At 73.8% G+C, this 12,032-nt stretch carries 12 protein-coding genes; 3 read left to right on the forward strand and 9 right to left on the reverse strand.

What is annotated here, in order from left to right; translation table 11 throughout:
• Positions 1–114: 114 nt before the first annotated feature.
• A complete protein-coding gene (locus J2S55_RS15155; RefSeq protein WP_306861018.1) occupies positions 115–621 on the forward strand; it encodes an SRPBCC family protein in 507 nt (168 codons plus the stop codon).
• Between the two features lie 136 nt (positions 622–757).
• Here the strand turns inward: J2S55_RS15155 and J2S55_RS15160 are convergent, their stop codons facing one another.
• The 5 genes from J2S55_RS15160 to J2S55_RS15180 form a co-directional block, all read right to left on the reverse strand.
• On the reverse strand, positions 758–1,216 hold the full coding sequence (locus J2S55_RS15160) for a cupin domain-containing protein (protein WP_306861019.1): 459 nt from the start codon (positions 1,214–1,216) through the stop codon (positions 758–760).
• Positions 1,217–1,630: 414 nt separating this feature from the next.
• Positions 1,631–2,836, reverse strand: a complete 1,206-nt coding sequence (locus J2S55_RS15165; protein ID WP_306861022.1) for an ABC transporter permease — start codon at positions 2,834–2,836, stop codon at positions 1,631–1,633.
• Complete coding sequence (locus J2S55_RS15170) at positions 2,836–3,528, reverse strand: ABC transporter ATP-binding protein (RefSeq protein ID WP_306861025.1); 693 nt, start codon at positions 3,526–3,528, stop codon at positions 2,836–2,838. Before J2S55_RS15170 ends, J2S55_RS15165 begins: the two co-directional genes overlap by 1 nt.
• Entirely contained in the window at positions 3,525–4,676 is a 1,152-nt protein-coding gene (locus J2S55_RS15175) for an efflux RND transporter periplasmic adaptor subunit (RefSeq protein WP_306861027.1), read from the reverse strand. The genes J2S55_RS15170 and J2S55_RS15175 overlap by 4 nt, the downstream gene beginning before the upstream one ends.
• On the reverse strand, positions 4,673–5,233 hold the full coding sequence (locus J2S55_RS15180) for a hypothetical protein (protein WP_306861029.1): 561 nt from the start codon (positions 5,231–5,233) through the stop codon (positions 4,673–4,675). Before J2S55_RS15180 ends, J2S55_RS15175 begins: the two co-directional genes overlap by 4 nt.
• A gap of 211 nt (positions 5,234–5,444) precedes the next feature.
• On the opposite strand from J2S55_RS15180, the gene J2S55_RS15185 reads away from it, so the two are divergent.
• Together J2S55_RS15185 and J2S55_RS15190 are read left to right on the forward strand one after the other, a co-directional pair.
• Positions 5,445–6,101 carry a response regulator transcription factor gene (locus J2S55_RS15185; RefSeq protein ID WP_306861031.1) on the forward strand — a complete coding sequence of 219 codons (657 nt, stop codon included), beginning with the start codon at positions 5,445–5,447 and terminating at the stop codon, positions 6,099–6,101.
• A complete protein-coding gene (locus J2S55_RS15190; protein ID WP_306861033.1) occupies positions 6,098–7,354 on the forward strand; it encodes a sensor histidine kinase in 1,257 nt (418 codons plus the stop codon). Before J2S55_RS15185 ends, J2S55_RS15190 begins: the two co-directional genes overlap by 4 nt.
• 19 nt (positions 7,355–7,373) lie before the next feature.
• Here the strand turns inward: J2S55_RS15190 and J2S55_RS15195 are convergent, their stop codons facing one another.
• The 4 genes from J2S55_RS15195 to J2S55_RS15210 all read right to left on the reverse strand — a co-directional run bounded on the left by J2S55_RS15195 (position 7,374) and on the right by J2S55_RS15210 (position 11,779).
• Positions 7,374–8,546, reverse strand: a complete 1,173-nt coding sequence (locus tag J2S55_RS15195) for an acyltransferase family protein (protein WP_306861034.1) — start codon at positions 8,544–8,546, stop codon at positions 7,374–7,376.
• Between the two features lie 124 nt (positions 8,547–8,670).
• Positions 8,671–9,570 carry a dienelactone hydrolase family protein gene (locus J2S55_RS15200; RefSeq protein ID WP_306861036.1) on the reverse strand — a complete coding sequence of 300 codons (900 nt, stop codon included), beginning with the start codon at positions 9,568–9,570 and terminating at the stop codon, positions 8,671–8,673.
• 187 nt (positions 9,571–9,757) lie between these two features.
• Positions 9,758–10,855, reverse strand: a complete 1,098-nt coding sequence (locus J2S55_RS15205) for a LacI family DNA-binding transcriptional regulator (RefSeq protein WP_306861038.1) — start codon at positions 10,853–10,855, stop codon at positions 9,758–9,760.
• Between the two features lie 12 nt (positions 10,856–10,867).
• Positions 10,868–11,779 carry a PfkB family carbohydrate kinase gene (locus J2S55_RS15210; RefSeq protein ID WP_306861040.1) on the reverse strand — a complete coding sequence of 304 codons (912 nt, stop codon included), beginning with the start codon at positions 11,777–11,779 and terminating at the stop codon, positions 10,868–10,870.
• Positions 11,780–12,032: the final 253 nt, after the last annotated feature.

Consider the following 12,032-nt stretch of genomic DNA (forward strand, 5'->3'; position numbering starts at 1 on the left):
AGAAAAAGGCTCTGTCCACGGACGGATTGATCGTTCATCGTAGGAGTCGGTCGGCGACGGCGGGCACCGCGTGGGTGCCGTGAGCGTGCGGAGGCAGGCGTGGAGGACTCAGGCATGGCGGACTACGGCGTGACCGGAGCGCGGGTGGACCTGGAGACCACCGTCGACATGCCGCCCGAGCGGCTGTGGGAGCTCATCACGGCCGTGCACCGCATCGGCGAGTGGAGCCCGGAGTGCGAGGAGGGCTCCTGGCTCGGCGACGACGCCCCGGAGCCGCGGGAGGGGGTGCGCTTCCAGGGCCGCAACCGCCGGGAGGGGAGGGTCTGGACGGTGACCGGCGTGGTCACCGAGGTGGAGCGCCCGCGCACGTTCGCGTGGGTGATGCTCGACCGCGACGGCGACCCGGAGCGCCCGTCGTCGAGGTGGCGCTACGAGCTGGAGCCGGGCGACTCCCCGGACCGGACCCTGGTCCGTCACAGCTTCGTCCACGGCCCCGGGCAGAGCGGCCTGCGCGAGATGATCCAGAGCAACCCCGAGATCGCCGAGCTCATTCTCGACGTGCGCCTGGGCGAGCTGCGCAAGCACATGACCGAGACCCTCGGCGCGATGACGCGCCAGTGATCACGGCGCCGGCCTGACCGGTGCGGACGCGGACGGCCGCCGGCCGGGTCGGCGGCGCCCGTCGCCGGCCCGGCCTCCGCCGCCGGCGCGGTGCCCGGGCGGGCGCCGCGCCCTGGTCCCGCCCGGCCCGCCGACGTCAGGCGCCGCCGACGAGCTCGCGGAAGTCGATGATGTACGGCGGCGGCAGCGGGTCGTCCTCGGTGCCCGGCGCCGGGCTCCGCTCCAGCAGCCGGGTGCCGACCACGCGCCCGGCGAACACCGCGTGCAGCCTGACCCTGCTGCCCGACCGGTTACGGAACCCGTGGGGCACGCCCGGGGGCACCAGGATCACCGCCCCGGGCCCCACCGGCACCCATTCACCGTCGTAGAACGCCTCCGCCTCGCCCTCGTCGATGATGAGAACCTCCTCGTTGGTGTGCACATGCACCGGGATGATCTCCTCCGCCGCGAGATGCTCGAAGTTCAGCACCAGGTCCTTGACGTATCTGCCGTCGGCGCGGACCGGGTCGAGCACCAGGGAGTGGCGGGAGCCCGGCTTGTGGTTGTGTGGATCCTCGGGGAACGGGACGTAGTCGAGACGATCGATGACGGTCATGCGTAGAGCATGGCCTCTGACGCTCCGCGCAGGTAGAAGGCACTTTTCCGGAACCGCGTGACCGCGGGGTAACCACCGCCGTGACCGGTGGCGGCGTCGAGGGCCCGCTGCGGCTGCCGGGCCGCGGTCGCATGGGAAAAGGCATCCGCCCCTTTGATCCGCTTCCCATGAGGTGATCCGCCTCCCATGAGGTTCGCAGGAGGCGATCGAGAGCGGCGAGCTCCGACCCGTCGCCGGCGACGGTACGGCGGGACCGTGCGGCCGCCCGGCGCCATCCGGTCGAGGCCCCCGGCACCATCCGGTCAGGGCCGCCCGACGCCATCCGGTCGGGATCATTCGGCACCATCCGGTCGAGGCCCCCGGCACCATCCGGTCGGGACCACCCGGCTCCGCGGACGGCCCCGACCGGCGGGCCTACGTCGTGGCGAGCGCCTCGGTGGGGGCGAGGCGGGAGGCGCGGATCGCCGGGTAGAGGCCGGCCAGGGTGCCGATGGCCAGGGTGGCGGCGAGGCCGCCGAGCACCGCCCAGGGCGGGACGACCGTCGGCCAGCCCCGGTAGACGGCGTAGCCGGAGGTGACCACGGTGCCCAGCAGCGCGCCGCCGGCCCCGCCGAGAGCGGACAGCAGAAGGGACTCGGCGAGGAACTGGGTGCGGATCTGGCCCCGGGTCGCGCCCAGCGAGCGGCGCAGGCCGATCTCCGCCCGCCGTTCCAGCACCGAGATGACCATGGTGTTGGCCACCCCGACGCCACCGACGAGCAGGGCCACCGCGCCCAGGCCGAGCAGCAGCCCGGTGAACGCCTCGTCGGTGGCCTGCTTGGCGGCGAGCGCGTCCGAGGGACGGGAGACCTGGACCTCGTTGGGCGCCTCCGGGTTGGCGGTGGCGCCGAGCACCGAGCGGACCGACTCCACCTGGGATTCCTCGGAACGGGTGTAGACGGTGGTCGGATGCCCGTCGAAGCCGAGTACGGACTCGGCCGCCGGCCAGCCCACCAGCGCCGCGGTGTCCAGCTCGGGGGCGAGCTGGGCCGGGGCGAGGACGCCGACCACGGTGAACCACTCTCCGCCGATCAGCACCTGCGTGCCGGGCCTGGCCTGGCCGATCCCGAGCCGTTCGGCGGCGGTCGCGCCGAGCACCGTCGCCGGGTAGGCGGCCGTGGCGGCGTTGAGCCAAGTGCCGCTCCTGACCTGCGCGCCGACGGCGGCGCTCAGATCGATGCGGGTGGCGTAGACCGCGATCCCCTTGGTCTCCGCCGTGGGGACCCTGTCCGTGCGATAGACCTTCGCGTCGTCGACGCGGCCGATGGCCGAGACCGACTCCACCGGCCCGATCCGGCCCACCATCGCCTCGGCCTCGACGGGCAGCTGGGCCTGCTCGCCGGACATGGTCGTACCGGGCGTGACGGTGAGCAGGTTGGTGCCGAGCGACGCGAGGGCGCGGTCGAGGTCGGCACGGGAGGAGGCGGAGATGCCGACGACGGCGACCATCGCGGCGATGCCGATGGCGATGCCCAGTGCGGAGAGGAAGGCCCGCATCGGGCGGGTGCGCAGGCCCACCGCGCCGACCTTGACCACGTCGCGCGGCCGCATCCGGGCCGGCTGCAGCACGTCGGCGGCCATCAGCCCACCCCTGACGCGGCGGTGTCGCGCCGCACGGAGTCGGCCACCACCCGGCCGTCGCGCATCCGCACCTGGCGGGGCAGGGACGCGGCGATCTCCCGGTCGTGCGTGATGATCACGACGGTGGTGCCTGCGGCGTGCAGCTCCCGCAGGAGCCGCATCACCCCGGCCCCGGAGGCGGAGTCGAGAGCGCCGGTCGGCTCGTCGGCGAGCAGCAGCGGAGGGTCGCCGGCCACGGCCCGCGCGACGGCGACGCGCTGGCGTTCGCCGCCGGACAGCTCGTGCGGCTCGTGGTCCATGCGGTGACCGAGGCCGACCCGCTCCAGCGCCGCCGCGGCGCGACGGCGCCGCTCACCGGCCCGCAGCCCGGAGTACAGGAGCCCGTCGGCCACGTTGTCCAGCGCCGCGGTGCCCGCGGCCAGGTGGAACTGCTGGAAGACGAAGCCGATGTGACCGGCCCGCAGCGCGGACAGCTTGGCGTCGGAGAGCCGGCCCACGTCGTGTCCGCCGATGCGCACGGTGCCCGAGGTGGGCCGGTCGAGGGTGCCGAGCACGTTCAGCATGGTCGACTTGCCGGAGCCGGACGGCCCCACGATGGCGACCAGCTCGCCGCCGCCGATGTGCAGCGAGACACCGGCGAGCGCGGTGACACCGCCGGGATAGACCTTCGTCACGTCCGTCAGGGAGATCATTTCGGCATCCCCACAGCCGTGCCCTCGGTGATCCCGTCCCCGGATATCTCCACCCGGCCACCGCTGAAGAGGCCGGTCCGGACGGGGACGTACGTCGACGTGGAGCCCTTGACGACCTCCACCCCGAAGCCGCCCTCCTGCAGCGCCAGCAGCGCGGCGACCGGGACGGTGAGCACGTTCTTCCGCGTGCCGGCGGTGAAGGAGACGTCCACCGAGGCCAGCGCGTAGGCGCCGACGGCCTTCCGGGCGTTCCGGCCCGTGAGCCCGACGACCACCTCGACCTTGGTCTGCGCGTCTCCGCCCTGGCCGTCACCCGGCTCGATCACCGTGGTGACCTCGTCGACGCGGCCCCTGACCGTCGTGTCGTCGGGGAGCGTGACGGTGACCTTGGCCCCCTTCTTGGCCAGCCGCTGGTCGGCGGTGTCGAGCTCCACGGTGACGGCCCTGGTGGTGCCGGTGTAGGCCAGCACCTTGCCACCGGGGGCCGTCAGGTCGCCTTCCCCGGTCTGGAGGCTCTCCACGCGGACGGCGTGGGGAGCGAAGACCACCCGCCCGAGCTCGACGGTGCCCGTCTCCTCCAGCCCCCGGTCCTCCTGCCACCGCATGACCGCCTCCGCCGTGGCGTAGGTGTACTCCTCGTCCACCGTGAACCCGCGGTAGCCGAGCGCCTTCAGGTTCCTCTCCAGCTGTTCGACGTCCGGCCCCTCGACGCCCTGCGACAGCGCGCGGTAGGCGGGCAGCGCGCCGTACATCAGCGTCACCGGCCTGTCGTCCACCTCGTACAGCGCCCTGCCGCGGGTGATCCGGTCCCCGGTGTCGGGCAGGCGGGTGAGCGTGCCCGACAGCCGGCTGGTCGCGGTGGTGGCCGGGCCGTAGCCGAGCTCCCCGTCGGCGCTCTGGGTGTCGACGAGCGTCTGCCGGGTCACCCCGGCGGTCTTCGGCGGCAGCCCGCTCTCCACCGTGCCGCCCGCCGGGCTGCCACCGCCGAGGCCCAGCGTGGCCGTGACCGCCGCGCCCGCCGCGGCCGCCGCGACGGCCGCGACGGCGATCCGCCTGCCGCGGCGCCCGCGCCGGCGCGGGCGCGCCTCCCCCGCGACCGCCCGGCCCGGCCGGTCCTCCGGGTTCTCCACGGCGGCTTCACCCGTCACTGGTCCGCTCCGCCGCCCGGACCGCCCGGACCGCCCGGACCGCCGCTGAAGATGCTCTCGCACTGCTTCTGGGCCTGGGGGAAGTCCGGGTCCTCACCGATCTCTCTGTCGATCCTGATCCCGCGCTGGCCCGCCGGCGGGTCGGCGAACTTCTCCACGCCGTTCTCGCGCATGCACGCGGCGAACTTGCGGCCTCTCTCCTCCATCTCGGGGTCGGCCTGCGCGGAGCCGTCCGCCTGCGGGTTGTACTGCCGGCAGGCCTCCATGGCCTTGTCCATGGTCGCCTTGTCGACGTCCTTGCCCACCTTGAGCATGATGCCCTTGCCCGGCACCGGGTCCTCCATGTCGATGCCGTTCTCACGCATGCACTGCGCGAACTTCACCCCCATCTCGTCCCGGTCCAGGTCCGTGGCGGCGGCGGCGCCGCTGTCGCCTTTCTTCGCACCGCCGGCCGAGGCCACCTTGCCGCCGCCGTCGTCGGCCGAGCCGCATCCGGTCAGGGGCAGGGTCAGCGCCAGCAGCAGTGCCGCCAGCGTGTCGCGGGTCCGTGGTCGCATCGCGTCGTCTCCTCCGTCCGTGGCCGGACCGCTTCCGGCCCGACGGGAGGTGATACAACGCGACACCGTGTTTCCCCGGCGTTTCCGCCCTCACCGGAAATGATCACTAACGGCGAGGAAACACCCCGATCGGCGACCATTGCCCGGGGACCACCCCGCGCCGATCCGCGGGGCGGCCCCGCCCATGGAGCCATGAAGAGGGGGACGGCAGATGCGGGTGCTGGTGGTGGAGGACGAGCCGCTGCTCGCCGGGGCGATCGCGGAGTGGCTGCGGGAGGAGGTCCACGCGGTCGACGTGGCGTACGACGGCGCGGCGGCGCTGGAGCGGGCGGGCGTCAACGACTACGACGTGGTCGTCCTCGACCGGGACCTGCCCGCCGTACACGGCGACGAGGTCTGCCGCGAGCTGGTCGAGGCCGGGTCGGCGGCGCGGGTGCTGATGCTCACCGCCGCCGCCGAGGTCACCGACCGCGTGAGCGGCCTGTCGCTCGGCGCCGACGACTATCTCACCAAGCCCTTCGCCTTCCCCGAGCTGGCCGCCCGCGTCCAGGCGCTGGGGCGGCGCTCGCGCCCGGCCGCGCCGCCGGTGCTGCGCCGCGCGGGCATCACCCTGGACCCGGCACGCCGCGAGGTGTTCCGCGACGGCCGCTACGTGCCGCTGTCGAAGAAGGAGTTCGCCGTCCTCGCCGAGCTGCTGCGCGCCGACGGGGCCGTGGTCCCCACCGAGCGCCTACTGGAGAAGGCGTGGGACGAGCACGCCGACCCGTTCACCGGAGCCGTCCGGCTCGCCGTCCTCAAGCTGCGCCGCAAGCTCGGCGCCCCGCCGGTCGTCGAGACCGTCACGGGAGTGGGATACCGGATCCCGTGAACGTGCCGAGGCTGTTGCCGCACCGCATCACCCTGCGGGCCCGGCTGACCCTGCTCTACGGCGGCCTGTTCATCGTCGCCGGGCTGGTGCTGCTCGGCACCACGTACGCGCTGTTCAACCAGCAGCTCACCCGCTCGGGGCTGAAGCTCATCACCCGTGAGGCGCCTGTCGGCATCTCCCTTCCGGCCGGCACGCCGCCGAGGGACCAGACGTACGCCCTCGGTGACGACGGCAACATGCTCACCGGGGCCGACGCCGAGAGCTGGATGAGGAAGCAGCAGGACACCCTGCACGAGGCCGCGACCACCTCGCTGCTCACCCTGGGCGGGATCGTCTTCGTCATCGTCGGCGGCGCCGCGACCGGCTTCGGCTGGCTGGTCGCCGGCCGGGTGCTGGCCCCGCTGCACCGGGTCACCGACACCGCCCGGCGGATCGCCGCGGCCCCGGCGGCCGGCCGGGGACTGCACGAGCGCATCGCGCTGCGCGGCCCGGACGACGAGGTCAAGGATCTCGCCGACACCTTCGACATCATGGTCGAGCGGCTCGACGGGTCCTTCGACGGGCAGCGCCGCTTCGTCGCCAACGCCTCCCACGAGCTGCGCACCCCGCTGACCGTGGGCCGTGCGCTGGTCGAGCTGGCCATGCACCGCCGGTCGGCCTCCGAGGACGTCAAACAGCTGGGCGAGAGCCTGCTGGAGATCAACTCCCGGCACGAGCGGCTGATCGCCGGGCTGCTGCTGCTGGCCGGGTCGGAGAACGAGATCACCGAGCGGCTCCCGGTCGACCTGGCCGACGTGGTCGGTCATGTGGTCGCGCAGACCGCCCCGGAGGCGGAGCGGGCCGGGGTCACCGTGCACGAGCGGGCGGGCGAGGCGCTCACCTCCGGTGACGCGCTCCTGCTGGAGAGGCTGGTGCACAACCTGGTGGAGAACGGCGTCCGGCACAACACCGGCGGCGGCTGGGTGCGCGTCGCCAGCCGTACCCGGGACGACGGCCGGGCCGAGGTGGAGGTGGGCAACACCGGGCCGGTGGTGCCGCCGTACGAGATCCCGGCGCTCTTCGAGCCGTTCCGCCGGCTGGGGGCCGACCGCCTGGTCACCGCCAAGGGCGCCGGACTCGGCCTGTCCATCGCACGCTCCGTCGCCCAGGCCCACGGCGGCGAGGTCACCGCCCGCCCGCGCGACGGCGGTGGCCTGACGGTGACCGTCACCCTGCCCGCCTGCCCCGACGAGGCCCCGGCGGGGTGGGCGTGAGACGGCCAGGTGGTCGCCCTCACCCGGAGGTCCCGTCCGGCGCGGACTCCCGCACGGCGGACCCCGGCGCGGACTCCCGCACGGGAGACCTGGCCAGCCGCCTGCCGAGGCGCTGGGCGGGGGCCTCGATCAGGCGGTGGGTCAGGTAGCCGAGCGGCACCAGGATGAGGAAGTACAGCGGAAGGCCGGGACTCACCCGCAGCAGGAGCGGGTGCAGCAGGTAGAGGGAGAAGCTGATCACCCCGAGGTGGGCGAGCCCGCGCGGGAACGACCTGTGCCGCAGCGCGAACGCCGCCGCGAAGAAACCGGCGGCCAACAGGATCGCCGGCGCCCAGCCGGGGTCGTCCTTGGCGAAGACCCCGCAGGCCAGGACCGTCAGCACGGCGGCGACGGCGGTGCGCCACCGGACCGTCCCCTGCTCGGCGCGGTACACGGCCGTGCCGGCGAACATCGTGGCCAGGATGATCAGCCCCTGCCACGCCCCGATCCGGCTGCCCAGGATCACCAGCGCCAGGCCGAGGAGGCCGCCCGCCACCGCGGCGGCCGCGCGCACCCCGCCACGCGCCCACGCCGACACGGCGATGACCACGACGACCGCGACACCGAGGAGCGCGGCGGCCAGGTCGGCGCGGCCGCCGATCACCGGGCCCGGCGCCAGGAGGCCGAGGAGCACGGCCAGCAGCGCCAGGACGACCGCGGTCGTGGCCGACCGGTGCGCCTGCCGTACGGTGAACAGCCCGGCCGCCAGCAGGTAGAACGCCATCTCGTAGGAGAGCGTCCACATCACGTTGATGACGGCGGGCACGCCGAGCAGCTCCTGCAGCATCGTCACGTTCCCGAGCACGGCCAGGGGCAGGGGACGCAGGCCCAGACCGGGATGGAGGGCGAACACGCCGACGTACGCGAGCAGGAGCGCCAGGCCGAGCGCGGCCAGCAGCAGGGGGAGGAGGCGGAAGGCCCGGCCGATCCAGAAGGCCCGCAGGTCACCGCGCCGCTCCAGGGAGGCGGGGATGATATAGCCGCTGACCAGGAAGAACACGAAGACGCCCCAGGTGCCGACGTCGATCCTGCGGTCCACCTCGGCCCAGATGCCGGGGATGAAGGTCCAGGCGGAATGGTGCAGCGCGACGGCCAGCGCGGCGGGTCCGCGCAGGGCGTCCAGCCAGGCCAGCCGGGAGGGAGTCGGGGCCATTCGCCCGACTTTAGGGGATGTGCACCGGTCCCCGGACCTCACCTCGCCTGCGACACCGCCGTCGCCGTCGGCCGCATGGAGCGCGGCCGGCGACCGCGCCGCCGTCGAGAGTCCTCAGCGGGTCTTAGGCCAGATAGCGGCCGTACCAGTCGAGGACACGCCGGTAGGCCTGGGCGGCGGCCGCGGCGTTGTACCGCTGGCCGGTGTCGTTGAAGAAGGCGTGGTCGACGCCGGGGAAGGTGACGATCTCATACTTCAGACCCGCCTTTCTCAGCCCGGCCTCCGCTCTGGCGCGGGTGGCGTTGACACGGTCGTCCTGTCCGGCGTAGATCCCGAGGACGGCGGCCCTGGCACCGGTGAAGTCGGCGTTCTCCGGGAGCGGGCCGTAGAACGGAACGGCCGCCGCCAGGCGCGGCTCGTCCGAGGAGAGCAGCAGCCAGACCATGCCTCCGCCGAAGCAGAAGCCGACGGCGCCGAGCTTCCTGCCGGGGGCGCGCCGCTCCAGCTCGTCCAGGGCGGCCTTCATGTCCGCGGCGAAACGGTCCTCCGGGACGCGGCCCAGGGCCGCGATGGCCTGCGCCGGGTCACCGAAGGACGCGGTCCCGCCCTCCCGGGAGAGCAGGTCGGGGGCGAGCGAGGAGTAACCACTGGCCGCCAGGCGCCCGGCCACCGATCTGATGTGGTCGTTGAGCCCGCGGTTCTCGTGGATGACCAGCACCGCGCCCCGTGGGTCCGCAGCCGCCGCCCAGGCGCCCTGGAGAGTGACCCCCGCCTCGGGCCCCGGAAAGGTGATCGCCTCGGTGGCCGGCGGGGAGGGACCGGCGGGAGAGGCGGGGGCTGATGACGTGGCGACGGCGGTCGCGGCGCTCTCCCGGCCGGCTCCGCAGGCCGCGAGCAGGGCGCTGGCCGCGGGCAGCGCCAGCCCCAGAAGGGTCAGGCGGCGCAGCGCCTCGCGACGCGGGATGAGTCCGTCGGCGTGGTCGACCGCGACCTCTTCCGCGAGATATCGGTGGAAGGGTGTCATCACTCCACGGTAGGAAGCGGCGATGAAAGGCAGGGCAAACCCGAGTGCCGTCCGTGCTTCCGAGACCCGCCGGCGGCCGGGGCCGCCTGCCGCCCGGAACGGTGTCAGCGCACGTCAGCCCCGGCTTCAGCGCGGCGAGGAATGACCTGGCACGCGCCGGACGGGGTCCGAAGGACCACCCACCGTCTCACGCGCCGGGCGGTGGGGCGACCGAGGAGCGCACGACGAGGCGTGAGCGGAGCGTGTGCATCTCGCGGCGGGGCTCGGCCCCCTCGAAGGTGTCGAGGAGCACCTCCGCCGCCTTCGCGCCGAGCTGGTGCACGGGTTGTTCGATCATCGTCAGGGGCGGCTCCATGACCGCCGCCCACGAGCTGTCGTCGAAACCGATCAGCGCGATGTCGCGCGGGCAGGAGAGCCCCGCCGCCCGCAGGGCGCGCAGGGCTCCCGTCACCGCGTCGGTCTCGGTGCAGAACACCGCGGTCATCCGGTCGGGGAGGGCGAGCATGCGGGCGACCTCCTGGGTCGCCCGCTCCTCGGTCTTGCGTCCGACCATCACCAGCTCGGGATCGAAGGGGATGCGCGCGTCGTCGAGCGCGTCGAGATATCCGCGCAGCCGCTCTCCGTCGGTCCACAGGTTGCGGGACGCCTCCGTCAGCAGTCCGCGCCGGGTCGCGGGCGCCTCCGCCGCGGGCGGCCCCCACACGAACCCGACGCGGCGGTGCCCGGCCGCGATGAGCATCTCGACCGCTTCCCGCGCCGCGTCGCGGTTGTCGATGACGACCGCGTCGAGATCGAGCGACGCGATCGCGCGGTCGACGAGCACGACGGGGATGCCCCGGTCCATCGCCGCCCTGATGTGCGCGACCTCGCCGCGGTCGACCGCGGCCGAGGCGATGATGACACCGTCGACGCGCTTGTCGATGAGCACGTTCGTCGCCGCGACCTCCTCGTCGAGATCCTCGTACGTGCTCAGCACGATCGTGTCGAAGCCCCGGGCACGGGAGGTGTCGGAGATGCCGCGCACCACGCCGGCGAAGAAGGGGTTGCCGATGTCGGCGACGATCACCCCCAGGGTGTGGCTCACCCCCGTCGACATGCTGCGGGCCAGCGCGTTCGTGCGGTAGCCGAGCTTCGCGGCCGCCGCGAGCACCCGCTCCCGCAGCTCCGGACTGACGTACCCATACCCGCCGAGCGTGCGGGCCGCGGTCGCGCGGCCGACACCGGCCTCGGCGGCCACCTCGGAGATCGTCGGCCGCCCCGCCGCCTGGCCCCGGTCAGCTGGCATGGATCGCGTCCCTCATTTCTCGCGTTCGGAGGCTCGCCACATGCTAGCCACGGCAGGCCGCCCGGCGGGTCGGCCGTGGCCGAACGCGCCCTCGACGAAGCACTGCCCGTAGGCCGCCTCCGCGCCCTCGTGCAGAGCACGCTCGATCATGTGATGCCCCGGCGGGCTGTCGGCGGACCAGCCGTCGCGCAGCAGCGAGACCACGAACCCGGTGAGGAAGGCGTCACCGCAGCCCATCGTGTCGATGATCTCCTGTGGGTCCTCCACCCGGCGCGCCGGGGTCGTGACGGTGACGCGGCCGTCGTGGGCGATCGCTCCGTCCACGCCACGGGTGGCGAGCGCGAGCCGCGCGCCCCGCCGTACGGCCTCCGCCAGGAGCGCGCGCGTGGCGGTCGCGTCGAGGTGGGAGCAGGACAGCAGCACCAGGTCGGCGTGCGGGCAGACGCGGTCGAGGTAGGAGGGGGTGCGGAACTCCTCCTCGCTGGAGAGGTCGAAGCTCACCAGCGTGTCGAGCGCGGCGAGCTTCGGCAGTTCGCCCTCGCTGCCGGAGTACACGCTCGAATGCACCAGATCGAAGGACGACACGTACCCGAGCAGCCCGACGTCGAGCACGAGCGGCTCCCGCACCGTGACCCCGCCGCCGTTCCAGCCGAGGAAGACGCGGTCGCCGTCGTCGACGCGCAGAGTGGAGACGCCGCTCTCCCCGGCCCGCACGGCGCAGCGGTCGACGGCGACCCCCTGGGCGGCGATCGACTCCCTCAGGAAGCGGCCGAGGTCGTCGTCGCCGAAGACCCCCAGGTAGCCGGCTCCGAGACCGAGGCGGCGGGCGTAGACGGCGACGTTCACGCTGTTGCCGCCCGGGTAGTCGACGCCGCGGTCGACGAACCGGTCGACGATGTTGTCGCCGAAGCCGAGGACTCTCATAGATTTCTCCTGTGCGCGGGCCCGTGGTTTCTCCTGGGCGCGGGGCGCCACGGAGCGGGGCCGGGGAGGGCGCGCGGGCGCCGGGCGTGGCACACCGGCGTACGCGGACGGTCGATCTGTGGCATGCGTGACGGCACCGCCGTACGCGGACGGTCGATCTGTGGCATGCGTGACGGCACCGCCGTACGCGGGCGGCCGGTTGCGGCACGTGCGAGGGGTGGCCGCCGGAGGCCGCACGTGGGGCGCCCCCGCC

Origin of the sequence: Streptosporangium brasiliense (genome assembly GCF_030811595.1) — a bacterium.
Taxonomy (GTDB): domain Bacteria; phylum Actinomycetota; class Actinomycetes; order Streptosporangiales; family Streptosporangiaceae; genus Streptosporangium; species Streptosporangium brasiliense.